Genomic DNA, 25,271 nt, shown 5'->3' with positions numbered 1-25,271 from the left:
ACGATCACATGTACCACTGCCGCACCCGGCGCGTGACAGTCCGTAGACTGTGCCCGTGCCGATCGACCGCGATGCCAACAGAACCGCCGGCGCGAACAGTCCGGCCCGCGTCGGTGGCGCGGGCTCACCGGGTCGCCCGATCAGTGGGAACCCCGGTGGTGGCACGCCGCTGACCGGCGACCCGCTGCGCGCGAATCTCGCCCTCATGGCCCCCGGGACCGCCCTGCGCGACGGTCTCGAACGCATCCTGCGGGGGCGTACGGGCGCCCTCATCGTGCTCGGCTACGACAGCGTCGTGGAGAAGCTCTGCACCGGCGGCTTCCCGCTGGACGTGGAATTCTCCGCGACCCGGGTCCGGGAGCTGTGCAAGATGGACGGCGCCGTCGTCCTCTCCAGCGACGGGACCCGCATCGTGCGCGCCGCCGTGCACCTGATGCCCGACCCGTCGATCCCGACGGAGGAGTCCGGCACCCGGCACCGCACCGCCGAGCGCGTCGCCCGGCAGACCGGCTACCCGGTCATCTCGGTCAGCCAGTCGATGCGGATCATCAGCCTCTACGTCAACGGTCAGCGGCACGTCCTGGACGACTCCGCGGCGATCCTCTCCCGCGCCAACCAGGCCCTGGCCACCCTCGAGCGGTACAAGCTCCGCCTGGACGAGGTCTCCGGCACCCTCTCCGCCCTGGAGATCGAGGATCTGGTGACCGTCCGCGACGCCGTCGCGGTGGTCCAGCGCCTGGAGATGGTCCGCCGCATCGCCGACGAGATCGCCGGGTACGTCGTCGAACTCGGCACCGACGGCCGGCTGCTGGCGCTGCAACTCGACGAGCTGATGGCCGGGGTCGACGCCGACCGGACGCTGGTGATCCGGGACTATCTGCCGATCGGCCGTCGGGGCCGCACCCTGGACGAAGCACTGGTGGAGCTGGATCTGCTCACCGCCACCGAACTGATCGACCTGGTCCTGGTCGCCAAGGCCATCGGCTACCCGGGCTCCTCGGACGCCCTGGACGCCGCGGTCAGCCCGCGGGGCTTCCGGCTGCTCGCGAAGGTACCGCGGCTGCCGGCGCTGGTCGTGGACCGGCTGGTGGAGCACTTCGGCAGCCTTCAGCGGCTGCTCGGCGCGACCGTGGAGGACCTGCAGGCCGTGGAGGGGGTCGGCGACGCCCGGGCCCGCAGCGTGCGCGAGGGGCTTTCCCGACTCGCCGAGGCGTCCATCCTGGAACGCTACGTCTGACCGCTGCCACGCGGCCCGCCGACGGTCAGTCGGCGATGGTCAGCTCGACCGGTTCGCTGTGCTTGGAGCCGACCCGGCCGTACACCTGGTACTTGCCCGGCTTGGGCGTGTCGCCGGCCGACTGCCCGGCGGCGCAGCGGTTGTCGCGCTTGCCGTTCCAGTTGGCCTGCCCCTCGACACCCTCGCCGGGGCCGAAGGCCCGCAGGAAACTGCCGGTGGAGTCGGTGCAGCTGTCCGAGGACCAGATCTTGTCCGCGCCGGCCTTGATGTAGATCTCCTGCTCGTCGGCGCCGACATCCCGGCTGCACCCACGATCGGAGACGTTCTTGATCTGGATGCGCAGTGCGACAGCCTTGCCCTTGCCGACGCTCGCGGACGCCAGCACCGGGGTGACCTCGATCTCCTCGTCGGTGCAGAGCTGCGCCCCGGTGGCCGGTGGCTGCGGCACCTGAGCCGAACCGGTCTGCGCCGGCCCGGCCGGCTGCCCGGGCACCCCGCCGGGCGCGCCCTCGATCGGAGCGCCCACCGCATCGGTGGCACCCGGCTGCGGGGTGGCCGAGGAGGACGGGTCCGGCAACGCGGTGGCGGTCGCCGTGGGGGTCACGTCGAGGTCCGGATCGCCCGTGGTGCCGGCGTTGCGGTCACCGGCCGGCTCGCCGCACGAGTAGACGACGACCATCAGGAACAACAGGACCGCGCCGAGCACGACGGCACGACGCCGCCAATAGACAGCGGGTGGCAGGGGACCGACCGTCAGACGCATGATGCCAATACCGTAGCGGTGCCGCCGGAAAAGATCCGCTCCGACGCGCCGGGCAAGGAAGTCACCGTACGGGGCGCTCTCATCAGAGATAGACCTTGCGCTGGTAGACGGCGTGCGCTCCGGCGACCCGGTCCAGGAAGAGCAATCCCGCACAGTGGTCGATCTCGTGCTGTAGCGCGCGGGCCTCGAAGCCGTCGGTTACCAACCGCACCGCGCGGCCCGAACCCGGCAGGAAACCCTCGACCGTCAGCCGGCTGGCCCGCTTGACGTCCCCGGTGAGGTCCGGCACCGACATGCAGCCCTCCCGCCCCGGCCGCAGCCGGGTCGCCTCGACCACCCGGGCGTTGCAGAGCACGAAAGTGCCGTGCACCGTGACGGATTTCGGATGGCCGGTGACATCCACGGCGAAGACCTGCGCCCCCACTCCGACCTGCGGCGCCGCCAACCCGACGCAGCCCGGCGAGACTCGCATCGTCTCGATCAGGTCCGCGGCGAGCTGCACGGTCTCGTCCGAGGTCGGGTCGACCTCCTCGCTGGGGCGGCTCAGCACCGGATTCGGGGCGGTGACAACCGGCCGTACGACGCCCGCGCGGCCCAGCGAGTCGGGCGTCCAGTCACCCAGCCCGTCCTGCATGACCGTCACAGCAGATCCGAATCCGCCGGCCGGAGGCTTACCTCGACACCCAGCTCGGCGGCGACCACGGCGAGCCGCTGCGCGACCTGGGCGGCCGTACCGGCGGGAATTTCCACCTCGGCGACGGCGACGTAGAGCGGCCCCGCGAGCCGGGTGGTCAGGTCGGTGACGTTGCCACCGGACTCGGCGAGGACGCGGGTGGTGGCCGCGACGATGCCGAGCCGGTCGCCACCGTGCACCGACATCAGGTACGGCTCACCGCCGTTGGTGGTGCCGGCGTCGGCGGTGACCTCCCGGACTGTCACCACGAGCTTGCCGTCGGCGCTCAGTGGCGCCAGCGCCGCCTCCGCGGCCGCGGCCTCCGTCCCGGCGCAGACCAGGGTCATGGCGAAGTGGCCGCGCAGCCGGGTCATGGTCGAGTCGGTGAGGTTCGCCCCCAGCCCGGCCAGCACCTCGGCGACATCGGCGACGATGCCCGGGCGGTCCGGTCCGATCACGGTGATCGCGAGCTCAGTCATCCGGCCATTGTCCCCGATCGACATCGGCCAACCGGGGCCGGTCCCACGCCCCGGACCAACCGCGTGCTCCGCGGCCGACGGCGCCCCCGGTCGTGGTGGGGCGGGCGGTGGGGCGAGGGGGCCGTGGCATCATCGTCAACGCCATGGCAGAACACCCGTACGCCGCCCTCGCCGCCGACTGGTTCCGCGCCAACGCCCGTGACCTGCCGTGGCGCCGCCCCGGCATCGGCGCCTGGCCGATCCTGGTCAGCGAAGTGATGCTCCAGCAGACACCGGTGGTGCGTGTGCTGCCCGCCTGGGAGGCCTGGCTGGCCCGCTGGCCCACGCCGGCTGCCCTGGCCGCCGACAGCCCGGCGGAGGCGATCCGGATGTGGAACCGGCTCGGCTACCCGCGCCGGGCGCTGCGCCTGCGGGAGTGCGCTGTGGCGATCGTCGACCGGCACGGCGGCGTGGTCCCCGACGACCTGTTCGAACTGCTCGCCCTGCCCGGCGTCGGCACGTACACCGCCCGGGCGGTCGCGGCCTTCGCGTACCGGCAGCGGCATCCGGTCGTGGACACCAATGTGCGCCGGGTGGTGGCCCGGGCGGTGGCCGGGGAGCCCGACGCCGGCCCCGCCACCCGGCCGGCCGACCTGGTCGCCACCGAGCGGCTGCTGCCTTCGGATCCGGAGGAGGCGGTGGTCGCCAGCGCCGCGTTGATGGAGATCGGGGCGCTGGTCTGCACGGCCCGCGCGCCCCGCTGCGCCGACTGTCCGCTGATCGCCTGCTGCGCCTGGCACGGCTCGGGCCGTACCGCGCCGCCGGGGCCGACCCGGCGACCGCAGCGGTACGCGGGCACCGACCGGCAGGTACGCGGGCTGCTGCTGGCCGCGCTGCGCGGCGCCGAGGGGCCCCTGCCCCGGCAGCGGCTGGACCTGGTCTGGGCCGACGCGACGCAGCGGCGGCGGGCGCTGGCCGGGCTGGTCGACGACGGGCTGGTGGAGATCCGCGAGGACCTCTGTGCCCTCGCCGGCGACCACCGCGACTGAGGAGGCCCCCGCCCGGCGGCCGCTGGCCGGCGCACAGTGGGGTTCAACGGCGCAGACGCCGACCGGGCCCGGTGGCTGTCGCCACCGGGCCCGGTCGGGTAGAGCTGGGAGTACTAGTCGTCCGCTCCCGCGGCGGCGGTGCCGCCGAGGTCGGCCGGCACGGCGTCCGGCACCGGGACGGGCTTCTCCGCTCCCCGGAAGACCAGCTTCGCCTTGTCGACGTCATCGGGGTCGCCTTCGCAGTCGACCACGATGATCTGACCCGGGATCAGCTCGTTGAACAGGATCCGCTCGGAGAGGTTGTCCTCGATGTCGCGCTGGATCGTGCGACGCAGCGGACGGGCGCCGAGCACCGGGTCGAAGCCCTTCGCCGCCAGGTACTTCTTGGCGTTGTCGGTGAGCTCCAGGCCCATGTCCTTGTTCCGGAGCTGGCCCTCGATGCGCTGGAGCATGATGTCCACGATCGAGAGGATCTCCGTCTGCCGGAGCTGGTGGAAGACGATCGTGTCGTCGATCCGGTTCAGGAACTCCGGCCGGAAGTGCTGCTTGAGCTCGTCGTTGACCTTCTGCTTCATCCGCTCGTAGGTGGACTCCGAGTCCTCGGAGGCCTGGAAGCCGAGCGAGACCGACTTGGCCACGTCACGCGTGCCCAGGTTGGTGGTCAGGATGATCACAGTGTTCTTGAAGTCGACGATCCGGCCCTGACCGTCGGTGAGACGGCCGTCCTCCAGGATCTGCAGCAGCGTGTTGAACACGTCCGGGTGGGCCTTTTCGATCTCGTCGAAGAGGACCACCGAGAACGGCCGGCGGCGAACCTTCTCGGTCAGCTGGCCGCCCTCGTCGTAACCGACGTATCCGGGCGGGGCGCCGACGAGCCGGGAGACCGTGTACCGGTCGTGGAACTCGGACATGTCGAGCTGGATCAGCGCGTCCTCGCTGCCGAAGAGGAACTCGGCGAGCGCCTTGGAGAGCTCGGTCTTACCGACACCCGAGGGGCCGGCGAAGATGAACGAGCCGGAGGGGCGCTTGGGGTCCTTCAGGCCGGCGCGGGTACGCCGGATCGCCTTCGAGACCGCCTTGACGGCGTCCTCCTGGCCGATGACCCGCTTGTGGAGCTCGTCCTCCATGCGCAGCAGCCGGGAGGTCTCCTCCTCGGTGAGCTTGTAGACCGGGATGCCGGTCCAGTTCCCCAGCACCTCGGCGATCTGCTCGTCGTCGACCTCGCTGACGACGTCCAGGTCGCCGGCCTTCCACTCCTTCTCCCGCTGGGCCTTCTGCCCGAGGAGCTGCTTCTCGGTGTCGCGCAGCTGCGCGGCCCGCTCGAAGTCCTGCGCGTCGATCGCGGACTCCTTGTCGCGGCGCACCTGGGCGATGCGCTCGTCGAAGTCACGCAGGTCCGGCGGCGCGGTCATCCGGCGGATGCGCATCCGGGCGCCGGCCTCGTCGATCAGGTCGATCGCCTTGTCCGGCAGGAAGCGGTCGGAGATGTACCGGTCGGCCAGGGTGGCGGCGGCGACCAGCGCCGCATCGGTGATCGAGACGCGGTGGTGCGCCTCGTACCGGTCGCGCAGCCCCTTGAGGATCTCGATGGTGTGCGCCAGCGACGGCTCACCCACCTGGATGGGCTGGAAGCGACGCTCCAGGGCGGCGTCCTTCTCGACGTACTTGCGGTACTCGTCGAGGGTGGTGGCGCCGATGGTCTGCAGCTCGCCGCGGGCCAGCATCGGCTTGAGGATGCTCGCCGCGTCGATCGCGCCCTCGGCGGCGCCCGCGCCGACCAGGGTGTGGATCTCGTCGATGAAGAGGATGATGTCGCCGCGGGTGCGGATCTCCTTGAGCACCTTCTTGAGGCGCTCCTCGAAGTCACCGCGGTAGCGCGAGCCGGCGACCAGGGCGCCGAGGTCAAGCGTGTAGAGCTGCTTGTCCTTCAGCGTCTCGGGAACCTCACCCTTGATGATCTTCTGCGCCAGCCCTTCGACGACGGCGGTCTTACCCACGCCGGGCTCGCCGATCAGGACCGGGTTGTTCTTGGTGCGGCGGGAGAGCACCTGCATGACCCGCTCGATTTCCTTCTCCCGGCCGATGACCGGGTCGAGCTTGCCCTCCCGGGCGGCCTGGGTCAGGTTGCGCCCGAACTGGTCCAGCACGAGGCTCGTCGACGGAGCGGCCTCACCGGCGGCGGCACCGGCAGCGGTCGGCTCCTTGCCGCCCTGGTAACCGGAGAGCAGCTGGATCACCTGCTGACGGACCCGGTTGAGATCGGCACCGAGCTTGACCAGGACCTGCGCGGCGACGCCTTCGCCCTCGCGGATCAGGCCGAGCAGGATGTGCTCCGTGCCGATGTAGTTGTGGCCGAGCTGCAGCGCCTCGCGCAGTGACAGCTCCAGCACCTTCTTGGCCCGCGGGGTGAACGGGATGTGCCCGCTCGGCGCCTGCTGGCCCTGGCCGATGATCTCCTCGACCTGCTGGCGGACGCCCTCGAGGGAGATGCCGAGGCTCTCCAGGGCCTTAGCCGCGACGCCCTCACCCTCATGGATCAGGCCCAGCAGGATGTGTTCCGTACCGATGTAGTTGTGGTTGAGCATCCGGGCTTCTTCTTGAGCCAGGACGACAACCCGTCGCGCTCGGTCGGTGAACCGCTCGAACATGCCCTCGTGCTCCTCACGTGCCGTGCGCACTCGATCTTGATGGTCAAGAATCTTGGCGGGGCCGGTGCCCGGACGTCCAGGGGCGGACGTCCGTGCTTCCTTACTCTATCGCCGCGGACCGACTCAGCTGAGGTCGTGCGCTGTCGGCATGAGCCTGGAACGGGCTGTTTTTTCCAACCTCCCACGCTCAGGAGGTGTTCCCGTACCCCTGGCTGTACGCGGATAGCGAAATCTTCCCCGGCCGCCGGCGCCTCCGAAGAGCCCGGCAGGTCTTCCACAGCCTGTGGACAACTTATCCACCAGCTGTGGACAACGCCGCCGGCGGGGCCGCGATTCCCGCCCCGGCGAGGCGTTCCGCCGACATCCCGCAGCGGCACGCGCAGACGAACGCCGGCCCGCAGCGGTGCTCCGGGCCGGCGCCGACGAATCCAGGACGGCCCGCGGTCAGCGGCCGGCCTTGGCGTGGTACTCGTCCACGATCTCCTGGGGGATGCGGCCGCGGTCGGAAATGTCGCGCCCTTCCTTCTTCGCCCAGGCGCGAATCGCCTTGTTCTGCTCGCGGTCGGCGGCAGCACTGCCCCGGCCCCGCGCCGCACGGCCACCCACCACGACACCGCCGCGGCCGACCTTGCTGCCCGCCTGGATGTACGGGTCGAATAGCTCCCGCAATTTGCCGGCGTTCTTCTCCGACAGGTCGATCTCGTACTGAACACCGTCGAGCGCGAACTTGACAGTCTCGTCCGCGTCGCCGCCGTCGAGGTCATCGACCAACTTGTGAATGATCTGCTTGGCCACGTGCCACGTTCCTTTCCAGCAGGGCCGTCCTGCAATCTAGAGCACAATAGCGCTTTAGTCGCTTGCCCCGTCAATAGGACCACGAAACGCGCAAGCAGAACGTGTGCTACTCCGGCCGCGCGAGCGGGAAGAGGATGGTTTCCCGAATTCCGAGGCCGGTCAGCGCCATCAGCAGTCGATCGATTCCCATTCCCATGCCGCCGGCCGGTGGCATTCCGTACTCCATGGCCCGCAGGAAATCCTCGTCCAACTGCATCGCCTCGTCGTCGCCGCGAGCGGCCAGCCGGGCCTGGGCCAGCAACCGCTCCCGCTGCACCACCGGGTCGGCCAGCTCCGAGTACGCCGTGCCGAGCTCGAAGCCCAGCACGTAGAGGTCCCACTTCTCGGTCAGTCCCGGCCGGTCCCGGTGGCCCCGGGTCAGCGGACTGGTCTCCTCCGGGTAGTCGCGCACGAAGGTCGGAGCCTGCAGGCCCGGTACGACCAGCTCCTCGAAGAGCTCCTCGGCGAGCTTGCCCGGCCCCCACTTGGGGTCGACGGAGAGGCCGACCTTGTCGGCGTGCCGCACGAGCTCCGCATACTCGGTGTCGACGGTCACCTCTTCACCGAGCGCCTCGGAAAGCACACCGAAGAGCGTGACCGAACGCCACTCGCCACCCAGATCGAACTCCTGGCCGTCGGCGTGGGTCACCACGGTCGAACCGGAGACGGCGACGGCGGCCTCCTGAACCAGATTCCGGGTGAGTGTGGCCATCGTGTTGTAGTCGCCGTAGGCCTCGTAGACCTCGAGCATCGCGAACTCGGGCGAGTGGCTGCTGTCGACGCCCTCATTGCGGAAGTTGCGGTTGATCTCGAAAACGCGGTCGACGCCGCCGACGAGAGCCCGCTTCAAGAAAAGCTCGGGCGCGATTCGGAGATACAGATCAGTGTCAAGTGCATTGCTGTGCGTCACGAACGGGCGCGCGGCGGCCCCGCCGTGCAACAGTTGCAACATCGGCGTCTCGACTTCGATGAAGTCGCGACGGTGCAGCGAGTCGCGCAGACTGCGCACCGCGCCGGCCCGGGTACGGACCATGGCGCGCGCCTGCGGACGCACGATCAGATCGACGTAGCGCTGGCGGACCCGCGCCTCCTCGCTGAGGGGCTTGTGCGCCACCGGCAGCGGACGGAGCGACTTGGCAGTCATGGCCCAGTCGGCGGCGAGGATCGACAGTTCACCGCGGCGGCTGGTGATCACCTCGCCGGTCACGCCGACGAGGTCGCCGAGGTCCACCTGGCGCTTCCACGCATCGAGCCGGTCGGCGCCGACCCGGTCGAGCGAGAGCATCGCCTGCAACTCGGTGCCGTCGCCGTCGCGCAGGGTGGCGAAGCAGAGCTTGCCGGTGTTCCGGATGAAGATCACCCGGCCGGTCACCGCGGCGGTGTCGCCGGTCGCGGTGTCGGTCGGCAGCTCGCCGTAGCGCGCGCGGATCTCCGCGAGCGTGGCGGTACGCGGATAGCCCACCGGGTAGGGCTCGGTCCCCTCGGCCAGCAGCGCGGTCCGCTTCTCCCGGCGGACCCGCATCTGCTCCGGAAGATCGTCGGCGGGATCGGTCGGTACGGCGTTCTGCTGGCTCACGGCACGCTTCCTCAACAAAGAATCAACTCCGGTCAGGCCTGAGCGTACTCACCACCTCGGGCCCGCCCCATTGGATAACCTCCGGGCATGGTGGAGCACACGCAGGCCCTCTCCTTCGGCCCCGCAGCCGGGGACTACGACCGGTTCCGGCCGCCGTACCCGCTCGAGGCTGTCGCGTTCGCCATCGGCTTCACCGCACCGGCCCGGGTGGTGGATCTCGGGGCCGGCACCGGCATCCTCTCCCGGGGGGTCGCCGCACTGGGGCACGAGGTCGTCGCCGTCGAGCCCGATCCGGAGATGCGGGCCCGCCTGGTCGCCGGCACACCCGGAGTCACCGCGCTGGCGGGCAGCGCCGAGGCGGTCCCGCTACCGGACGGGGCGGCCGACGCCGTGGTCGCCGGCCAGGCGTACCACTGGTTCGATCCGGATCGGGCCCACCCGGAGATCGCCCGGTTGCTGCGCCCCGGTGGCAGCTTCGCCCCGATCTGGAACCTGCGTGACGAGTCGGCGCCCTGGGTCGACGCGCTCTCGCAGATCATCGAGGGCATCGCCGGCTCCCGCGGGGACCGGGCGGGCCGGCCGGAGCCGGAACCGGACTTCGGCGAGCTCTTCGGCCCGGCGCAGCGCGCCGAGTTCGCCCACCGGGTCACCCACGACGTGACGAGCCTGATCGGGCTGCTGCGTACCCGCTCCTACTACCTCACCGCCGACGTACGGGAGCAGCGCCGGCTTGAGCAGCAGGTCCGGGCCCTGACCGAGGAGCACCCCGACCTGGCCGGCCGGGAGAGCTTCGAGCTGCCGTACCGGACGGTCGTGCACCGCGCCCGCCGGCGGTGACCGGCGGGCCCGCGAGCCGGCACCTGCCGCCGGCGCCGGCGTGACCGCCCGGGATCAGCGGTTGCGTTCGTAGACCATCCGCAGACCGATCAGCGTGATCATCGGCTCGTGGTGGGTGACCGTGCGGCACTCGCGCACCACCAGACCCGACAGGCCGCCGGTGGCGATCACGGCCCGCACCTCGCCGATCTCCTCCACCATCCGCTCCACGATCCGGTCCACCTGTCCGGCGAAGCCGAAGTAGAGACCCGACTGCAGGCACTCGACGGTGTTCTTGCCGATCACCGAACGCGGCCGGGTCGCCTCGACCTTGCGCAGCTGGGCCGCCCGGGCGGCGAGCGCGTCGAAGGAGATCTCGATGCCGGGGGCGAACGCGCCGCCGAGGAACTCGCCCCGGTCGCTGATCACGTCGAAGTTGGTGGTGGTGCCGAAGTCCACCACGATCGAAGGCCCGCCGTAGAGGGTGTACGCCGCCAGGGTGTTCACCACCCGGTCGGAGCCGACCTCCTTGGGGTTGTCGATCGCCAGCTGCACACCGGTGCGGACCCCCGGCTCGACGATCACGCTCGGCATGTCGGGGTAGTAGCGGGACAGCATCGACCGCAGGGAGCGCAGCGCGGCCGGCACGGTCGAGCAGGCGGCGATGCCGGTGATCTCGACGTTGTCCCCGGCGAGCAGCCCGCGGAACATCAGGCCGAGCTCGTCGGCGGTGGAGCGGGCATCGGTCTTGATCCGCCAGGAATGCACCAGCTTGTCACCTTCGAAGGTGGCGAGCACGGTGTTGGTGTTACCGATGTCGATGCAGAGCAGCATGCGTCAGCCCCGATGCCTCAAGTCAAGTGCGATGTCCAAGATAGGCGAGGAGTGCGTGAGCGCCCCCACCGAGAGGTAGTCCACACCGGTCCCGGCGTACTCGGCGGCCCGCGCAAGCGTCAGCCCGCCGGTCGCCTCCAGCTCCGCGCGGTCGCCGACGACCTCGACCACCTCGCGCAGCGTCGCCGGGGTCATGTTGTCGCAGAGCAGGAAGTCCGCGCCCGCCTCGACGGCCTCCACCGCCTCGTCGACCGTGGTCACCTCCACCTGCACCGGGACATGCGGGAAGAGCTCCCGCACCCGCCGGTAGGCGGCGGTGATGCCGCCGGCCGCCAGCTTGTGGTTGTCCTTGATCATCGCGACGTCGTAGAGGCCCAGCCGCTTGTTGGTGCCGCCGCCGGCGCGGACCGCGTACTTCTCCAGCAACCGCAGCCCCGGCGTGGTCTTGCGGGTGTCCAGCACCATCGCCTTGGTCCCGCCCAGCGCGTCGGCCCAGGCCCGCGTGTGGGTCGCCACCCCGGACATCCGGCTGATCAGGTTCAGCGCCGTCCGCTCGGCGGTCAGCAGGCAGCGGGTCGGGCCGGTCACCGTCGCCAGCACGTCACCGCGCGCCACCCGGTCGCCGTCGGTGGCCACCAGCCGCACCTCGACCGTACGGCCGGCGTCGGCCGCGGCCTGCTCGAAGACGGCCGCCGCGACGTGCAGCCCGGCGACGACCCCGTCGGCGCGGGCGACCACGTCGACGGTGTCGACCTGGTCGGCCGGGATCGTCGCCGCACTGGTCACGTCCTGCCCCAGCGGCCCGAGATCCTCCGCGAGCGCCGTGCCGACGACACGCCGTACCTGCTCCGGGTCCAGCCCGGCGGCGCGCAGCCCCTGCTCGGTCGTCGGTGTCACCGCAACTCCTCCCACCTCTGGCAGAGCCGGTCCCCCGGCTCCTCCCGCCCTTGGCCGAGCCGGTCCCCCGGCTCCTCCCAACCCTGGCAGAGCCGGTCCCCCGGCGTGATCGACGTGACGAGATGCCCCCGCCACCGGTCCTCGGCCGCCGGGAAGTCCTCCCGCCAGTGACACCCCCGGGTCTCCTGCCGGGCGTACGCGGCGGCGACCAGGGCCGACGCGACGGTGAGCAGGTTCGTCGCCTCCCAGGAGGCCGTGGCCGCACTGCCCGGCCGCCGGCCCAGCTCCATCAGCACCCCGGCGGTCCCCGCCAGCGATCCGGCCGAACGCAGCACCCCGGCGCCGCGGGTCATCGCCCGCTGCAGCGGCTCCCGGATCTCCGGCGACACGACCCGCCCGGCACCACCGGCCCAGGCACCCGTCGCCGCCGGCTGTGCCTGCTCGGGCAGGCCCCGGGCGACCTCGTCGGCGATGCGCCGGGCGAAGACCAGCCCCTCCAGCAGCGAGTTGCTGGCCAGCCGGTTCGCGCCGTGCACCCCGGTGCAGGCGACCTCGCCGCAGGCGTACAGACCGGGGATGGAGGTACGGCCCAGCAGATCCGTACGGACCCCGCCGGAGGCGTAGTGCGCGGCCGGGGCCACCGGAATCAGGTCGACGGCCGGGTCGACGCCGATCGCCCGGCAGGAGGCGACGATGGTCGGGAACCGGCGCGCCAGAAACTCTCCGCCGAGGTGCCGGGCGTCCAGGTGCACGTGATCGGAGCCGGACTCCAGCAGCACCCGGTGGATGCCCTTGGCGACCACGTCCCGGGGGGCCAGCTCGGCCAGCTCGTGCCGGCCGAGCATGAAGCGCTTGCCGTCCGCGTCGACCAGGTGCGCCCCTTCGCCGCGCAGCGCCTCGGAGACCAGTGGCTGCTGCGCGCGGCGCACCCCACCGGCGGCCGGGTCGGGCGGGGCGATCAGCGCGGTCGGGTGGAACTGCACGAACTCCAGGTCGGTGACGGCCGCGCCGGCCCGCATCGCCAGCGCGATGCCGTCGCCGGTGGAGACGGCGGGGTTGGTGGTGGCCGCGAAGACCTGGCCCATGCCGCCGGTGGCCAGCACCACCGCCCGCGCCAGAATCGCCCCGACACCGTCCTCGCTGCCCTCACCGAGCACGTGCAGGGTGATGCCGCAGGCCGGCCCGAGGCCGCCGGGGCCGTCACCGGGGGCCCGCAGCAGGTCCAGCACCAGCGCGTGCTCCACGAGCCGGATCCACGGGTCCCGCCGTACGGCGGCGTGCAGTGCGCGCTGCACCTCCGCGCCGGTGGCGTCCCCGCCGGCGTGCACGATCCGGTCGGCGCGGTGGCCACCCTCGCGGGTCAGCATCCAGGAGCCGTCGGGGTGGCGGTCGAACTCCGCCCCGAGGCGGGTCAGCTCCCGCACCCGGGCCGGCCCCTCCTCCACCAGCACCCGTACCGCCTGGGGGTCGCAGAGGCCGACGCCGGCGATCTCGGTGTCGCGGGCGTGCGCCTGTGGGGTGTCGAGCGGGTCCAGCACCGCGGCGATGCCGCCCTGCGCCCAGCGCGTCGAGCCGTCGTCGATATTGACCTTGGTCACCACCGTGACGTGCAGCCCCGCCTCGCGCAGCTGCAGCGCGGCGGTCAGGCCCGCGACGCCGGAGCCGACCACGATCACGTCGGTGTTCTCCACCCAGCCGGGGGCGGGCGCGGCCAGCAGGCCGGGCAACGACGGCAGCTCAACGGTCGGCAGACGCATGTGCACAGTCAACCGCGCCTGCCGCGGCACCCCGGCGTCGGGGGGCGGGCCGTGAGATCGCCGACAGCCCCGGGTCCGCCGGCCCTCGCGGACGCCCTGGACGCCGTCAGCGGCCGGGCACCGGCAGCGCGGCCGGGCCGCCACCCCGCAGCGAACTCTGCACCTGCCGCTGAGGCAGCCAGAAATAGCAGCGGGCGGCGCGGTCCCCGGCCCGCCAGCGCGCCGCCGACGTGGGCACCGGCTTGATCCCGGCCCGCGCCGGCAGCAACCCGTCGTCCGGAACGCCGACGTAGGCGGCGATGATGCGCGAACATGCCTCGTAGAAGGGCAGCCAGTCGCGGTCCCGGCGTGGCCGGTCGAGGCGCTCGGGCACCGGCCAGACCCCGGCGAACTCGGCATTGTGACCCCGGGCGCAGTCGACCGGGGTCAGCTTCTCCACCAGCCCGACGCGGCTCAGCGCCGCCGTGTAGCAGCCGAGCAGCAGCGGCCCGCCAGTGGTGAGCGCGTTACGCAGGCTGCCGGTCCGCAGCACCGGCGCCGGTGACTCCTGCTCGACTCCGGTGACCTCGGTCAGGTCGCAGCGGAACCAGCGGGCCCCCCGTGCCCAGGCCGTCCCGGTGGGGACGGCGACGTCGAGGCGCAGGCGCGCGCTGCGCCACTGCGCGCCGACGTACCCGGCGGCCCGGCGGTCGCACTCGGCGAAGGCGGCCCGGGACTCGGCGGCCTGCTCCGGCGGGAGTTTCGCCACGCCGACCGGGAAGGCTCCGACATGGACGGTCTCACCCAGGTGCGGCACAGCACAGTCGACGCTGCTCTGCGCCGCCGACACCTCCCGGGGGCTCTCGGTCGGGTGGCAGACTCCGGCGACCGGCAGGAACGGCCGGAGCTCGCCGAGCGCCGGCCAGTCGTCGGTCAGGTCGCCGTCAACGCCCGCTTCGGCGCAGCCGGCGAGCGCCAGCAGCACCGCCAGCGCCACGGCGAATGCGGTCGCTCGGCGCATGGCGCTCCTCCTCCGGCGTCCTCCGGGCAGAACTGGCCCACAGGGTAACCGGATCCGGACCGTGGGTGACAGTCCGGAAGAGAAGGTCGGGAACAGGCCGCAGCGGAACGTCGGGGCGCAGGCTCAGACGACGACGCGGTCGCCGCGTACCGGGTCGCCCACCATGCCCGGCGCCACGCCTGCGGCGTCGCTGTCCAGCTGGATGATCCTGTTGTCGGCGTCGACGTGCACCACCCGGGGCTGGAACACCCGCGCCGTCGCGTCGTCCATCTGCCCGTACGAGATCAGGATGACCAGGTCGCCCGGGTGCACAAGATGCGCCGCCGCGCCGTTGATGCCGATCACGCCACTGCCCCGCTCACCGGGGATCACGTACGTCTCCAGCCGGGCGCCGTTGGTGATGTCCACGATCGCCACCTGCTCACCGGGGAGCAGGTCCGCGGCGTCGAGCAGGTCCTGGTCCACCGTGACCGAACCGACGTAGTGCAGGTCGGCCTGCGTCACCGTGGCCCGGTGGATCTTCGACTTCATCATCGTGCGGAACATCAGGTTCTCTCCCGGTCCTCAGCCCGCCACCGCGAGGTGGAGGGGCATGTTGTCGATCAGGCGTGTCCGGCCGACCCGGGCTGCCACGAGCATCCGGGCCGGACCCGACACCGGCCGCGGTTGCAGGTCCGGGTCGGTAAGTACGAGGTAGTCGAGTTCCGCGTCGGGCGCGGCAGCGGCGAGGACCGACCGCGCGGCGACCAGTACGGCTTCGGCGTCCGCGCCGTCCTTCGCCGCCGTCGCACCGGCCTGCAACGCCGCCGACAGCCCCAGGGCGGTCGCGCGCTCGGCGGCGGAGAGGTAGCGGTTGCGGCTGGAGAGGGCCAGCCCGTCGGCCTCGCGCACGGTCGGCACGCCGACCACGCGTACCGGCAGGTTGAAGTCCGCCACCATCCGGCGGACCAGGGTGAGCTGCTGGTAGTCCTTCTCGCCGAAGAAGACCAGGTCCGGCCGGGTCAGGTTGATCAGCTTCAGCACCACCGTCAGCACCCCGTGGAAGAAGCCGGGGCGGCTGGCGCCCTCCAGCTCCTCGCCGAGCGGGCCGGGATTGACGCGTACGGCCGGCTCCCCGCCGGGGTAGACCTCGGCCGCCGAGGGGGCGAAGACGATGTCCACACCGGCGCCACGGCAGATCTCCAGGTCGCCTTCGAGGGTGCGCGGGTACTGGTCGAAGTCCTCGCTGGGCCCGAACTGCAGCGGGTTGACGAAGATGGTGACCAGCACGTGGTCGGCCTGCTCGCGGGCCGTCCTGATCAGCTCGGCGTGCCCGGCGTGCAGCGCGCCCATCGTCATCACGACGCCGACGCTGCCTTCGCGGGCGGCCCGTGCCGCCGCCAGCGCGCCGCGGGTCTGCACCAGCTCGGTCATCCGACCTCCTCCTTGCGCCGGTCGGCCAGGACGCCGAGCAGCAGTTCCGCATCTGTCGGCCGCAGCCGGCCGTCGGCGATCGCCCGGTCGGCGGTGCGGCGGGCGAGCGCCAGATAGGCCGGCACCGACTCCGGCGCCACCCGGTCCAGCTCGTCCAGGTGCCCGGCGACCGTCGCGGCGTCCCCGCGGGAGACCGGACCGGTCAGCGCGGTGTCGCCGAGCCGCAGGGCATTGTCCAGGGCGGCCCGCAGCAGCGGCGCCAGCACCTTCTCCGGCCGGGTCACCCCGGCGTCGCGCAGCCGGTCCCTCGCCTCGTTCACGAGCGTCACCAGGTGGTTCGCGCCGTGTGCCAGTGCCGCATGGTAGAGGCAACGCGCAGACTCATCGATCCATTCCGGTACGCCGCCGAGGTCGGCGACGAGCCGGGTGGCGAGGCTGCGCAGCTGCGGCGGCGCGGTCACGCCGTACGAGATCGCGGGCAGCCGGCCCAGGTCCTCGGGGGTGCCGGTGAAGGTCATCGCCGGGTGCAGGGCCAGCGCGTGGGCGCCGGCGGCGCCGGCCGCGGCCAGCGGCGCGAGCCCGTGTGCGCCGGAGGTGTGCGCCACCACCTGGCCCGGGTGCAGCCGGCCCCGCTCGGCCAGGCCGGTGACGACCCCCGCGATCGCGTCGTCCGGTACGGCGATCAGCAGCAGGTCGGTCGCGGCGGTGGCCACCTCGTCGGGGGTCCGCAGGGCGGCTCCGGGCAGCAGCAGGGCGATCCGGTCCCGGGAGACCTGCGAGCGGCCGGAGGCGGCGACGACCCGGTGTCCGGCGGCGGTGAACGCGGCGGCCAGCACGGCGCCGACCCGGCCGGAGCCGATCACGCCGATGGTCAGGGCACGCGGAAAGACCAGGGGTACGGCCGAAGTGGGGGTGCCCGGGGCCACGGCTGCTCCGCCGGGGACGGCCGGGCGCGGCAGAGCGCTCATGGCAGGCGATCCAGTCCTCGATAATTGGGGTACCGGTCGGTCGTAGTATGCGCCGGTGTTACAGCGGTGCGACAAGCGTGTGTGAAAACCTTCACTGACGCCATCGCGCTCCGACGATGTGACGCCGCCCGCCGCGAGGCGATGGGCGCCGACGGCGAAAGGGGCAGGGCGATGCCGGTGACCTGGGGCACCGCGATGACCGGGGCGCTCTACGGCCCGGCCGGGTTCTTCACCTCCGGCGCCGGCCCGGCCGCCCATTTCCGGACCAGTGTGCACGCCTCCACCGCCCTCGCCGGCGCCCTGCTGGAGCTGCTCGACCGGGTCGACACCGCACTCGGGCGGCCGGACCACCTCGACCTGGTCGACGTCGGCGCGGGCCGCGGCGAGCTGCTCACCGCGATGCTGACCGCCGCCGGGCCGGCGCTCGCCGCCCGGCTGCGCCCGACCGCCGTCGAACTCGCCCCCCGCCCGCCGGGGCTACCCGCGGCGGTGCGCTGGCAGGACCAACCGCCCGCCGGCATCACCGGACTGCTGCTCGCCACCGAATGGCTGGACAACGTGCCGCTGGACATCGCCGATCACGGCCCCGCCGGCCCGCACCAGGTGCTCGTCGACCCGGCGACCGGGCAGGAGACGGCGGGGCCGCCGGTCACCGGGGCCGACGCGGCATGGCTGGCACGCTGGTGGCCCGGCGCGGGACGCGCCGAGATCGGGCGTACCCGGGATGTCGCCTGGGCCGAGGCGGTGGCGACCGTGCGCCGCGGGCTCGCCGTCAGCGTCGACTACGGGCACCTGCGCGGGGAACGCCCGGCCGGCGGCACGCTGACCGGCTACCGCCACGGCCGGCAGGTGCCGCCGGTGCCGGACGGCTCCTGCGACGTGACCGCGCACGTCGCCGTCGACGCCGTCGCCGAGGCCGGGGCGGCCGTCGCGGACCGGCCGCCGACGCTGCTCACCCAGGCCGAAGCGCTGCGGGCACTCGGCGTCCGCGGGACCCGGCCGCCCCTGGCGCTGGCCTCGGCCGACCCGGCCGGCTACGTGCGGGCACTCGCCGCCGCCTCGGCCGCCGCCGAGCTCACCGACCCGGCCGGACTCGGCGGCCACTGGTGGCTGCTGCAACCGGTCGGCGTCGACCTGCCGCCGCTCGTGGCACGATGACGGGCATGAGCACTGGAACCGGTGACCTGCGTGAGCTGACCGTCGGCACCGGAGCCGGCCTGGTCCCCGACCGCGGCGACGACCCGCAACTCGGCGCCGACATGGTCCTGAACATCGGACCGCAGCACCCCTCCACCCACGGCGTGCTCCGGCTGAAGCTGGTCCTCGACGGCGAGCGGGTGATCTCCTGCGAGCCGGTCGTCGGCTACATGCACCGCGGGGCCGAGAAGCTCTTCGAGGTCCGCGACTACCGCCAGGTGATCGTGCTCGCCAACCGGCACGACTGGCTCTCGGCCTTCGCCAACGAACTCGGCGTGGTGCTGGCCGTCGAGCGGCTGATGGGCATGGAGGTCCCCGAACGCGCGGTCTGGCTGCGGATGGCGCTGGCCGAGCTGAACCGGGTCCTCAACCACCTGATGTTCCTCGGCTCGTATCCGATGGAGATCGGCGCGATCACGCCGATGTTCTACGCCTTCCGTGAGCGCGAGACGCTGCAGGCGGTGATGGAGGAGGCCAGCGGCGGGCGGATCCACTACATGTACAACCGGGTCGGCGGCCTCAAGGAGGAGGTGCCGTCGGGCTGGACCGGCCGGGCCCGGGCGGCCATCGGCGAGGTCCGCCGCCGGCTGCCGGACCTCGACAACCTGATCCGGCGCAACGACATCTTCCTGGCCCGCACCGTCGGCGTCGGGGTGCTCTCCGCCGCCGACGCGGCGGCCTTCGGCGCCTCCGGGCCGGTCGCCCGCGCCAGCGGCCTCGACTTCGACCTGCGCCGCGATGACCCGTACCTCGCCTACGACCAGCTCGACGTGCCGGTGGTCACCCGCACCACCGGGGACTGCCACGCCCGCTTCGAGGTGCTGCTGGACCAGGTGTACGTCTCCCTCGACCTCGCCGAGCAGTGCCTGGACCGGGTCGACCGCCTCACCGGACCGGTCAACACCCGGCTGCCGAAGGTGGTCAAGGCGCCCGAGGGGCACACCTACGCCTGGACCGAGAATCCACTCGGGATCAACGGCTACTACCTGGTCTCCCGGGGCGAGAAGACCCCCTGGCGGCTGAAGCTGCGCACCGCCTCGTACGCCAATGTCCAGGCGCTGGCCGGCCTGCTGCCGGGAACGCTGGTCCCGGACCTGATCTCGATTCTCGGCTCGATGTTCTTCGTCGTCGGCGACATCGACAAGTAGCGCCACGCGGCCGGCCGGGCCCTCCCGTCGGGGAGGGCCCGGCCGGCCCCCGTGCGCACGCAGTGCCGCCGGCCCTCGGCGTCGTCGGATCGGGTTGTTGCCGTCGCCGTCGCCGCGGGAGCGTTGGCGTCAGCGCCGGCCGCGCCAGCCGCCGAGGGTGGCGATGCCGATGATCCAGCCCACGAAGAAGCCGTACGTCGCGCCGGAGCCGGCCGCCTGGAAAGCGCCCAGCAGCGACGGGTTGGAGTGGATCAACGCGGTGAGCAGCGCGGCGAAGGCACCGGCGAAGACGTACGACGCCCAGCCGGCGAAGAACTGACTGAGGGTGCCCCGGGCACGCGCGAGCTGTGAACCGGGGAGCAGGAAGAGGAAGAGGGCGGTCAACGCGACCACCAGAATGGCCCGCAGGTCCGTGGCGAAGACGTCCTGAATGGAGTCGTTCGAATCGAACCGCCACGCGGGCCAGGCGAGGAGCCGCAGGAACCAGCCGCCCGCCGTGTCGCTGTCGGTGTTCTCCTGGGCCCAGTCGACATACCAGGGGCTGCCGAAGACCAGGACGAGCACGAGGGCCGCGAGGGTCCCCGCGCCCGGTGCACTCTTGTAACGGTTGGTGAGAGCCATGAATGCGAATTTCCCAATGCAAACATGGCGGCAAACATCCGACCGTCACGGCCTCGGTGGCCGACCGGTCAGCGCCCGGAGTGCCGCATCAGATAGTCGATGAAGGCGGCCCGCAGCAGCGGCTCCGATTCCTCGTACCCGTGGCCGGTGAACTGGCGCCAGAGCGCCACCGCCTCGTCGACCTCGTTGCCGATGGCGTTCGGGGCGCCGTCCAGGGAAGCGGCCTCGTCCGCGTTCGGCAGATGCTGGATGACGTCCCAGAAGAAGCCGGCGTCGCGCCGGTCCCGGGCCAGCTCGAAGGCCCGTTCCCGCAGTTCCTCCGTGGAGAGGGCATCCAGTTCGGCGAAGGGCTGGGGGCCGACACGCGAAGACGGTGATTCGGTCATGGTCCGAGCCTAGCGCCGCGAACCGCCCCGCGCCCGCGACGGACGCCGGGGCGCGCGGGGACACCACGGCCGGCTCCGGTGGCGCCGCCCGGCAGGGCGCTCAGCGGCTGGGGCCACCCCAGCGCGGGGCCTGCTCCCACCAGTTCTGTTCCTGCTCCCAGCGGGTCGTCTCCCGGGGCGCCGGCTCCGACTCCACGGCCCGCTCCGGCAACAGCGGATACCAGGACGGGTTTGTGGTCCCCCGGAGCGAACCCCAGTCGGTCTCGTCGACGGTCGTGGGCCGGACAGCGGCGACCGTCGAGCGCGGCCGGCCCCGCCATTCCACCAGACGGGTGACGATCAGGCCGAGGCCGAGCGCGGCCGCGCCGACGGCGTACCGGCCGGTGGAGGCATCCGGCAGCAGCGCGAGGCCGAGGACGAGCGTCACCAGCACGGCGGCCAGAAAGGTGCCGGCGATGCCACCTCGGCGGCCGAAGGCGCTGGCGCCGCCGAGCATCGCCACACCGAAGCCGAGGATCGTCCAGTCGAAGCCCGGGGCAGGCGCCACCGTGGTGGTGGCGGTGGCGGCGATCAGTGTGCCGGCCGCCGCCGCCAGGACGGTGGAGGCGGACAGGGCCAGCACCGTCAGCACCGCCGCGGCGGTGCCGCGACGCAGCGCCGGATCGCCGACGGGGCGGTACCGGCCCAGCACGCGCCGCAGCGCACCGACCGCTCCGAAGAGCCCGCCGAGCAACGCGACGGCGGCGAACCCGGCGAAGAGCGGCAGGGCCTTCTCCGTCGGTTCGAATCCGCCCGCGGCAACGGCGGCCGGGCGCTGCTGGACGAGGACCACCACCGCGCCGGCCGCGGCCAGCCCGGCGGCCCAGCCGGGCACGTGCAGGACGACAACGACCAACCCGAGGAGGAGCCCGCCGACGGCCGCGGCGACCAGCACCGGCGCCGTCGCGGCCACCACCCCCTGGTCACCCTCCTCGGCGAAGTGCAGCGCCGACGCCACCGTCACCGGCCCGATCGCCAGGTTCGGGGCGGCGGTGCGCAGGCTCAGCCCGGCGGCCAGCCCGAGCAGCCCGATCGCCACGACGGCGACGAGCAACGTGTCGAGCCCGGCACCACGGAACAGTTCCGGCCGGTCGCGGTGCAGGTATACGGCGAGCAGCACGACCGCGACCAGCAGCAGCGCCTCCCAGCCCAGGTGCACCAGCAGCCGGTCCCGGCCCGGCTCCGGCTCCGGCTCGGACTGGGCGACGGCGGCGGAAACGCCGGTGGAGGCGGGCCGACGTACCGGCTCGGCCGGGGCCTGCGGTCGCGCGGTCTCCTCCGGCTCGGCCGGGTACTGCCCGTAGGCCGGTTGTTCGTACATGCGCCACGCCTCCACACCGGTCCGGTGACCGGGACGCGGGCCGCCTGGCACGGCGCCGCCCGACCCGGTCGAACGGCCGGTCCCACCCATCCGATCCGAAGATCACCATGAATGTGTCCCGGTCGGTGGCACGCTACTCCCGGGTGGACACCCCGTCACCCCGAGATGGCGGATTGATGACTGTCAGGCTCAGCCGGCGCGTTCGCCGCCGGCCCGCTCGGGACGCTCACGGTCGTCGCGGCCCCGCTCGTCATCGGGCTGCTGCGGCACCCGGCACGAGCGCTCCAGCCAGAGGGCGGCAAGCATCAGCGCGGCGGCGGCGAGCAGACCCGCCACCGCGACGGGCAGATCCTCGGCGGCGGCCCGGGTCGGCTTGAGGAAGAGCCAGCCGCTCAGCGCCGCGTAGCCGCCCGCGAAGATCGCGCCGGCCAGCGCGGAGGACTTGGCCAGCACCACGAAGCGCGCCACCAGCAGCGGATTCACCGGTTCGTGGCCGGGCCTGCCGGCGATGCGGGCCCGGGTGCTGTACGCCAGGTAGCCCTCGATCACAGCCAGCCCGGCCAGGGTCACCACCGGCAGCCAGGGCAGCGGCGGCAGGTAGGAGTACGCGGCGGTCACCAGCAGCCAGATCAGCGCCGCGGCTGCCAGCGCTGCCACCGCGAGCGTCGCCGGACGGGTCGGTCCCATCCGGGCGGGATCCGATCCGGGCGGGCGCGCCTGCGGCTGACTCATGACTCCGACTCTAACGGCAGTTCCGGACGAGGGCTCAGACCGAGCGCGTCACCCGCGACCGGCTCGGCGTTGAGCAGGTCGGTCAGCCAGCCGTGCCCGGGCAGCCGGCCGTAGGGCTGGATGTCGATCCACGGGCGGAGCACGAAGGCGCGCTGGTGGGCCCGCGGATGCGGCAGGGTCAGCTCGGGGTCGTCGCGCAGCACCGGTTCCCCGGCGTCGTCCCAGACGGCGATGACGTCGACGTCGAGCGTACGGGGACCGAAACGGCGCTGCGGGTCGCGGACCCGGCCGCCGGCCGCCTCCAGCTCGCGGACCCGCTCCAGCCAGTACCGGGCGTCGGCGCCGGCGCGGCGGACCAGGACGACCGCGTTGAGGTACGCGGGCTGGTCGGCATCGCCCCACGGCGGGGTCTCGTAGACGCCGGAGGCGAGCAGCAGCTCGTCGCCGAGGCCCGCGACGGCGGCGCGCAGCGTGGCGATGCGGTCGCCGAGGTTGCTGCCGAGCGCCAGGATCGCCTGACTCATGCCGTCCGCCCTCTCGTCATGGTCACCGACACATTCGCGAACTCGTGCGCGATCGGAGCCTGCGGCTTGTGCACGGTGACCGTTGCCCGCCCGACCCGGGCGTCGGCCAGGCAGGCGGTGAGCAGCCGGTCGGCGAGGGTCTCGATCAGGTCGACCGGGTCGCCCGTGATGATGGCGACCAGCGCGTCGGCGAGTTCGCCGTAGTGCACGGTGTCGGCGACGTCGTCGGAGCGCGACGCCGGACCGAGGTCGAGTTCGAGTACGACGTCGACGACGAAGTCCTGCCCGTCGCGGCGCTCGAAGTCGTACACGCCATGGTGGCCGCGGGCCCGCAGGCCGGTCAGGGTGATGCGGTCGGTCATGCCGATTCCTCTCTGCTGCGCAGCCGGGGCCGGCCGGTGGCGGCCCAGACTGCCAGGGCGTCGACGGTGCCGCGGACGTCGTGCACGCGGACGCCCCAGGCGCCGGCGGCCACGGCGAGCAGGCTGGTGGCGGCGGTGGCGACGTCGCGTTCGGCCGGCGGCCTGGGCGTGCCGCCCCCGGCGGCGAGCAGCCGGCCGAGGTAGTTCTTGCGACTGGCGGCGAAGAGCAGCGGCAGGCCGAGGTCGAGCAGCTCGGGCAGGCGGGTGCTGAGCTGCCAGTTGTGGTCGGCGTTCTTGGCGAAGCCGAGCCCGGGGTCGATGATCAGCCGGTCGGCGGCGACTCCCGCGGCGAGGGCGGCGTCGACACGTTGGCGCAGTTCGGCGCGGACATCGGCGACAACGTCGTCGTAGACGGCCAGCTCCGTCATCCGCCGGGAGTGGCCGCGCCAGTGCATGAGCACCCAGGGGCAGCCGGCGTCGCGGACCACCCGGCTCATGTCGGGGTCGGCGAGCCCGCCGGAGACGTCGTTGACGATCGTGGCGCCGGCGGCGAGGGCGGTCTCGGCGACGGCGGCGCGGGTGGTGTCGATGCTCATCGGCACGCCGGCGGCGGCGAGGGCGCGGATGACGGGCAGCACCCGGGCGATCTCGGTGGCGGCGTCGACGCGCTCGGCGCCGGGCCGGGTCGACTCGCCGCCGACGTCGATCAGGTGCGCGCCGTCGGTGTGCAGCCGGATGCCGTGCGCCACCGCCTGGTCCAGGTCGGTGTACCGGCCGCCGTCGGAGAAGGAGTCGGGCGTGACGTTGAGGACGCCCATCACGACGGGGAAGTCCGCCCGCACCAGATCAGTCACCGCATGACGGTACCGAGCCCGGCACCGGCCGCTCTCCAGGTGGTGGCGGCCGGTCCGGCCGCCGGGCACGCGACCGCGCCCCCGGCCGGCCGCCACCCGGACGCGCCGCCGGGCCGCCGGCCGCCCCCGGCGCAACGATTAGCACAGGTGTACGATCGGACAGGCCGTCACGGACGGGCATGTCCATCGTTTGATCGCCCAGACGGCACCGCTTGTTACAGACAGGACCGCGCCGTACGCTTTGGAACTGCCCAGCACTGAGACGGCAAGGCGGAAAGGGATGACCGAAGCGGGACAAAGCGCCCAGATTTCATCACCACCAGTGATGATCGTCCGACGCAGCGTCAATGGCGACCTGCTCGCCGAACTTTTCCGCCCGGTTTTCCAACTGCAGTGCCGCGGCCCCCGCCGCGGCTAGGGGAGGTAGTCCAATGATCGCCACACAACTGCTGGAAACGGTGTTGGCGAGCGGCGCGCTGCACCTCGACACCTTCGCCGGCACGCCCCTGGCCGCCGACCCGAAGGGCATCGACACCTCCGGGATCGTCACGTTCTTCGCGAGCAAGATCGCCCCGATCCTGCTCGCCGTGCTCGGCGTCATCTTCATCGGCCGGGCCAGCCGCGGCGAGATCTCCAAGGTGCTCACCAGCTCCGCGATCGCCATCGTGGGGCTCGCCTTCATCGCCGGCGCCGCCACCCTCTTCTTCGTGGGTGACTACCTGATCAACCTGATCTTCGAATAGGTCCGGCGACCATGCGGCTGCGCACCGACGACGACATCTACCGGGCCCGCCTGGTCTATCTCGGGCCGCCCGGCTACACGCTGCCCGTGCACCTGCCCTACGCGCAGTACGGCCTGTTCATCCTGCTCGTCCCGCTCTACATGTTCATCCACTGGCTTCTCACGTTCAACGTCGAACTCTTCCCGGCCTGGGAGATCGCCCTGGCGATCGTGACCACCTCGTTCATCTTCCGCCACGTCGACCCGGACCGGCCGGCGCGGATGGTCATCCGCACGGCGCTGACCGACTGGCGGCGTACCCGGGAACCGGCGGTCGAGCAGCGCGACCCACGTCTGACGGCGAGCCGGATCCGCATCCGGGAGGAGTTGGCATGAACCATCGGACGAGGAGCGCGGCGACATGCCCCGACTTCCCCCGCCGG

General features: G+C 72.5%; 27 protein-coding genes. 7 read left to right on the top strand and 20 right to left on the bottom strand.

The genetic code is table 11. The annotated features are described in order from the left end of the window. Positions 1-55 precede the first annotated feature (55 nt). Positions 56-1,237 carry a DNA integrity scanning diadenylate cyclase DisA gene (gene disA / locus ACK8GG_RS11790; RefSeq protein WP_440352352.1) on the top strand — a complete coding sequence of 394 codons (1,182 nt, stop codon included), beginning with the start codon at positions 56-58 and terminating at the stop codon, positions 1,235-1,237. Positions 1,238-1,262: 25 nt separating this feature from the next. Here the strand turns inward: disA and ACK8GG_RS11785 are convergent, their stop codons facing one another. From ACK8GG_RS11785 to ACK8GG_RS11775, 3 genes are all read right to left on the bottom strand, one after another. Next, positions 1,263-2,000: a hypothetical protein gene (locus ACK8GG_RS11785; protein WP_440352351.1), complete on the bottom strand. Its 738-nt coding sequence runs from the start codon at positions 1,998-2,000 to the stop codon at positions 1,263-1,265. A gap of 82 nt (positions 2,001-2,082) precedes the next feature. Next, positions 2,083-2,634 (bottom strand): peptide deformylase, encoded by a 552-nt coding sequence (locus ACK8GG_RS11780; RefSeq protein WP_440353319.1) that lies wholly within the window; start codon positions 2,632-2,634, stop codon positions 2,083-2,085. A gap of 5 nt (positions 2,635-2,639) precedes the next feature. Then, positions 2,640-3,152, bottom strand: a complete 513-nt coding sequence (locus ACK8GG_RS11775) for a glycine cleavage system transcriptional repressor (RefSeq protein WP_440349345.1) — start codon at positions 3,150-3,152, stop codon at positions 2,640-2,642. 143 nt (positions 3,153-3,295) lie between these two features. On the opposite strand from ACK8GG_RS11775, the gene ACK8GG_RS11770 reads away from it, so the two are divergent. Continuing rightward, positions 3,296-4,180 carry an HhH-GPD family protein gene (locus tag ACK8GG_RS11770; RefSeq protein WP_440352350.1) on the top strand — a complete coding sequence of 295 codons (885 nt, stop codon included), beginning with the start codon at positions 3,296-3,298 and terminating at the stop codon, positions 4,178-4,180. Positions 4,181-4,293: 113 nt separating this feature from the next. Here the strand turns inward: ACK8GG_RS11770 and ACK8GG_RS11765 are convergent, their stop codons facing one another. From ACK8GG_RS11765 to lysS, 3 genes are all read right to left on the bottom strand, one after another. Further along, positions 4,294-6,828 carry an ATP-dependent Clp protease ATP-binding subunit gene (locus tag ACK8GG_RS11765; protein WP_440353318.1) on the bottom strand — a complete coding sequence of 845 codons (2,535 nt, stop codon included), beginning with the start codon at positions 6,826-6,828 and terminating at the stop codon, positions 4,294-4,296. A gap of 444 nt (positions 6,829-7,272) precedes the next feature. After that, positions 7,273-7,623, bottom strand: a complete 351-nt coding sequence (locus tag ACK8GG_RS11760; RefSeq protein ID WP_440349343.1) for a histone-like nucleoid-structuring protein Lsr2 — start codon at positions 7,621-7,623, stop codon at positions 7,273-7,275. A gap of 106 nt (positions 7,624-7,729) precedes the next feature. Beyond that, entirely contained in the window at positions 7,730-9,238 is a 1,509-nt protein-coding gene (gene lysS / locus ACK8GG_RS11755) for a lysine--tRNA ligase (RefSeq protein ID WP_440356293.1), read from the bottom strand. 87 nt (positions 9,239-9,325) lie between these two features. On the opposite strand from lysS, the gene ACK8GG_RS11750 reads away from it, so the two are divergent. After that, positions 9,326-10,075 carry a class I SAM-dependent methyltransferase gene (locus tag ACK8GG_RS11750; RefSeq protein WP_440352349.1) on the top strand — a complete coding sequence of 250 codons (750 nt, stop codon included), beginning with the start codon at positions 9,326-9,328 and terminating at the stop codon, positions 10,073-10,075. Positions 10,076-10,129: 54 nt separating this feature from the next. Here ACK8GG_RS11750 and ACK8GG_RS11745 read toward each other — a convergent pair whose 3' ends face one another. The 7 genes from ACK8GG_RS11745 to ACK8GG_RS11715 form a co-directional block, all read right to left on the bottom strand. Further along, the gene (locus tag ACK8GG_RS11745) at positions 10,130-10,888 is read right to left on the bottom strand and encodes a type III pantothenate kinase (protein ID WP_440349340.1); all 759 of its coding nucleotides are present in this window, start codon (positions 10,886-10,888) and stop codon (positions 10,130-10,132) included. Positions 10,889-10,891: 3 nt separating this feature from the next. After that, complete coding sequence (gene nadC / locus ACK8GG_RS11740; RefSeq protein WP_440349339.1) at positions 10,892-11,785, bottom strand: carboxylating nicotinate-nucleotide diphosphorylase; 894 nt, start codon at positions 11,783-11,785, stop codon at positions 10,892-10,894. After that, positions 11,782-13,542 (bottom strand): L-aspartate oxidase, encoded by a 1,761-nt coding sequence (locus ACK8GG_RS11735; protein ID WP_440356292.1) that lies wholly within the window; start codon positions 13,540-13,542, stop codon positions 11,782-11,784. The genes nadC and ACK8GG_RS11735 overlap by 4 nt, the downstream gene beginning before the upstream one ends. 106 nt (positions 13,543-13,648) lie before the next feature. After that, positions 13,649-14,542 (bottom strand): septum formation family protein, encoded by an 894-nt coding sequence (locus ACK8GG_RS11730; protein ID WP_440356291.1) that lies wholly within the window; start codon positions 14,540-14,542, stop codon positions 13,649-13,651. A gap of 123 nt (positions 14,543-14,665) precedes the next feature. Then, positions 14,666-15,088 (bottom strand): aspartate 1-decarboxylase, encoded by a 423-nt coding sequence (gene panD / locus ACK8GG_RS11725; protein WP_440349337.1) that lies wholly within the window; start codon positions 15,086-15,088, stop codon positions 14,666-14,668. Positions 15,089-15,106: 18 nt separating this feature from the next. Further along, a complete protein-coding gene (panC, locus tag ACK8GG_RS11720; protein ID WP_440356290.1) occupies positions 15,107-15,955 on the bottom strand; it encodes a pantoate--beta-alanine ligase in 849 nt (282 codons plus the stop codon). After that, positions 15,952-16,923: a Rossmann-like and DUF2520 domain-containing protein gene (locus ACK8GG_RS11715; RefSeq protein WP_440356289.1), complete on the bottom strand. Its 972-nt coding sequence runs from the start codon at positions 16,921-16,923 to the stop codon at positions 15,952-15,954. The genes panC and ACK8GG_RS11715 overlap by 4 nt, the downstream gene beginning before the upstream one ends. Before the next feature lie 171 nt (positions 16,924-17,094). Between ACK8GG_RS11715 and ACK8GG_RS11710 the strand changes: the two genes are divergently transcribed. Both ACK8GG_RS11710 and ACK8GG_RS11705 read left to right on the top strand, forming a co-directional pair. Beyond that, positions 17,095-18,081, top strand: a complete 987-nt coding sequence (locus tag ACK8GG_RS11710) for an SAM-dependent methyltransferase (protein WP_440349798.1) — start codon at positions 17,095-17,097, stop codon at positions 18,079-18,081. Then, positions 18,078-19,268: an NADH-quinone oxidoreductase subunit D gene (locus ACK8GG_RS11705; protein ID WP_440356288.1), complete on the top strand. Its 1,191-nt coding sequence runs from the start codon at positions 18,078-18,080 to the stop codon at positions 19,266-19,268. Before ACK8GG_RS11710 ends, ACK8GG_RS11705 begins: the two co-directional genes overlap by 4 nt. A 129-nt stretch (positions 19,269-19,397) precedes the next feature. On the opposite strand, the gene ACK8GG_RS11700 is transcribed toward ACK8GG_RS11705, so the two are convergent. The 7 genes from ACK8GG_RS11700 to folP form a co-directional block, all read right to left on the bottom strand. After that, positions 19,398-19,889, bottom strand: a complete 492-nt coding sequence (locus ACK8GG_RS11700; RefSeq protein ID WP_440349333.1) for a hypothetical protein — start codon at positions 19,887-19,889, stop codon at positions 19,398-19,400. Positions 19,890-19,957: 68 nt separating this feature from the next. Continuing rightward, the gene (locus ACK8GG_RS11695) at positions 19,958-20,275 is read right to left on the bottom strand and encodes a hypothetical protein (RefSeq protein WP_440352346.1); all 318 of its coding nucleotides are present in this window, start codon (positions 20,273-20,275) and stop codon (positions 19,958-19,960) included. Between the two features lie 100 nt (positions 20,276-20,375). Then, a complete protein-coding gene (locus tag ACK8GG_RS11690) occupies positions 20,376-21,635 on the bottom strand; it encodes an ABC transporter permease (RefSeq protein WP_440356287.1) in 1,260 nt (419 codons plus the stop codon). A 189-nt stretch (positions 21,636-21,824) separates the two neighbouring features. Beyond that, positions 21,825-22,367 carry a DUF3180 domain-containing protein gene (locus tag ACK8GG_RS11685; protein WP_440356286.1) on the bottom strand — a complete coding sequence of 181 codons (543 nt, stop codon included), beginning with the start codon at positions 22,365-22,367 and terminating at the stop codon, positions 21,825-21,827. Further along, positions 22,364-22,891, bottom strand: coding sequence for a 2-amino-4-hydroxy-6-hydroxymethyldihydropteridine diphosphokinase (gene folK / locus ACK8GG_RS11680; RefSeq protein WP_440349329.1), 528 nt, complete (start codon positions 22,889-22,891; stop codon positions 22,364-22,366). Before folK ends, ACK8GG_RS11685 begins: the two co-directional genes overlap by 4 nt. Next, positions 22,888-23,253, bottom strand: a complete 366-nt coding sequence (gene folB / locus ACK8GG_RS11675) for a dihydroneopterin aldolase (RefSeq protein WP_440349328.1) — start codon at positions 23,251-23,253, stop codon at positions 22,888-22,890. The genes folK and folB overlap by 4 nt, the downstream gene beginning before the upstream one ends. Further along, complete coding sequence (gene folP / locus ACK8GG_RS11670; RefSeq protein WP_440349327.1) at positions 23,250-24,107, bottom strand: dihydropteroate synthase; 858 nt, start codon at positions 24,105-24,107, stop codon at positions 23,250-23,252. Before folP ends, folB begins: the two co-directional genes overlap by 4 nt. Positions 24,108-24,538: 431 nt before the next feature. On the opposite strand from folP, the gene ACK8GG_RS11665 reads away from it, so the two are divergent. Both ACK8GG_RS11665 and ACK8GG_RS11660 read left to right on the top strand, forming a co-directional pair. After that, positions 24,539-24,850 carry a hypothetical protein gene (locus ACK8GG_RS11665; protein WP_440349326.1) on the top strand — a complete coding sequence of 104 codons (312 nt, stop codon included), beginning with the start codon at positions 24,539-24,541 and terminating at the stop codon, positions 24,848-24,850. Positions 24,851-24,861: 11 nt separating this feature from the next. After that, complete coding sequence (locus ACK8GG_RS11660; protein ID WP_440349325.1) at positions 24,862-25,224, top strand: hypothetical protein; 363 nt, start codon at positions 24,862-24,864, stop codon at positions 25,222-25,224. Positions 25,225-25,271: the final 47 nt, after the last annotated feature.

The organism is Melissospora conviva (assembly GCF_049523535.1).
GTDB lineage: Bacteria > Actinomycetota > Actinomycetes > Mycobacteriales > Micromonosporaceae > Melissospora > Melissospora conviva.
Note: the sequence above shows the minus strand (reverse complement) of the source record. Positions and strands in the feature narration are given on the sequence as shown.

What these genes read in the sequence shown, in the direction of transcription:
- ACK8GG_RS11785 (WP_440352351.1), bottom strand. Translation starts at nt 2,000, where the DNA reads ATGCGTCTGACGGTCGGTCCCCTGCCACCCGCTGTCTATTGGCGGCGT.
- ACK8GG_RS11780 (WP_440353319.1), bottom strand. Translation starts at nt 2,634, where the DNA reads ATGCAGGACGGGCTGGGTGACTGGACGCCCGACTCGCTGGGCCGCGCG.
- ACK8GG_RS11775 (WP_440349345.1), bottom strand. Translation starts at nt 3,152, where the DNA reads ATGACTGAGCTCGCGATCACCGTGATCGGACCGGACCGCCCGGGCATC.
- ACK8GG_RS11770 (WP_440352350.1), top strand. Translation starts at nt 3,296, where the DNA reads ATGGCAGAACACCCGTACGCCGCCCTCGCCGCCGACTGGTTCCGCGCC.
- ACK8GG_RS11765 (WP_440353318.1), bottom strand. Translation starts at nt 6,828, where the DNA reads ATGTTCGAGCGGTTCACCGACCGAGCGCGACGGGTTGTCGTCCTGGCT.
- ACK8GG_RS11750 (WP_440352349.1), top strand. Translation starts at nt 9,326, where the DNA reads ATGGTGGAGCACACGCAGGCCCTCTCCTTCGGCCCCGCAGCCGGGGAC.
- ACK8GG_RS11745 (WP_440349340.1), bottom strand. Translation starts at nt 10,888, where the DNA reads ATGCTGCTCTGCATCGACATCGGTAACACCAACACCGTGCTCGCCACC.
- ACK8GG_RS11735 (WP_440356292.1), bottom strand. Translation starts at nt 13,542, where the DNA reads ATGCGTCTGCCGACCGTTGAGCTGCCGTCGTTGCCCGGCCTGCTGGCC.
- ACK8GG_RS11730 (WP_440356291.1), bottom strand. Translation starts at nt 14,542, where the DNA reads ATGCGCCGAGCGACCGCATTCGCCGTGGCGCTGGCGGTGCTGCTGGCG.
- panD (WP_440349337.1), bottom strand. Translation starts at nt 15,088, where the DNA reads ATGTTCCGCACGATGATGAAGTCGAAGATCCACCGGGCCACGGTGACG.
- panC (WP_440356290.1), bottom strand. Translation starts at nt 15,955, where the DNA reads ATGACCGAGCTGGTGCAGACCCGCGGCGCGCTGGCGGCGGCACGGGCC.
- ACK8GG_RS11715 (WP_440356289.1), bottom strand. Translation starts at nt 16,923, where the DNA reads ATGAGCGCTCTGCCGCGCCCGGCCGTCCCCGGCGGAGCAGCCGTGGCC.
- ACK8GG_RS11710 (WP_440349798.1), top strand. Translation starts at nt 17,095, where the DNA reads ATGCCGGTGACCTGGGGCACCGCGATGACCGGGGCGCTCTACGGCCCG.
- ACK8GG_RS11705 (WP_440356288.1), top strand. Translation starts at nt 18,078, where the DNA reads ATGACGGGCATGAGCACTGGAACCGGTGACCTGCGTGAGCTGACCGTC.
- ACK8GG_RS11700 (WP_440349333.1), bottom strand. Translation starts at nt 19,889, where the DNA reads ATGGCTCTCACCAACCGTTACAAGAGTGCACCGGGCGCGGGGACCCTC.
- ACK8GG_RS11695 (WP_440352346.1), bottom strand. Translation starts at nt 20,275, where the DNA reads ATGACCGAATCACCGTCTTCGCGTGTCGGCCCCCAGCCCTTCGCCGAA.
- ACK8GG_RS11690 (WP_440356287.1), bottom strand. Translation starts at nt 21,635, where the DNA reads ATGTACGAACAACCGGCCTACGGGCAGTACCCGGCCGAGCCGGAGGAG.
- ACK8GG_RS11685 (WP_440356286.1), bottom strand. Translation starts at nt 22,367, where the DNA reads ATGAGTCAGCCGCAGGCGCGCCCGCCCGGATCGGATCCCGCCCGGATG.
- folK (WP_440349329.1), bottom strand. Translation starts at nt 22,891, where the DNA reads ATGAGTCAGGCGATCCTGGCGCTCGGCAGCAACCTCGGCGACCGCATC.
- folB (WP_440349328.1), bottom strand. Translation starts at nt 23,253, where the DNA reads ATGACCGACCGCATCACCCTGACCGGCCTGCGGGCCCGCGGCCACCAT.
- ACK8GG_RS11665 (WP_440349326.1), top strand. Translation starts at nt 24,539, where the DNA reads ATGATCGCCACACAACTGCTGGAAACGGTGTTGGCGAGCGGCGCGCTG.
- ACK8GG_RS11660 (WP_440349325.1), top strand. Translation starts at nt 24,862, where the DNA reads ATGCGGCTGCGCACCGACGACGACATCTACCGGGCCCGCCTGGTCTAT.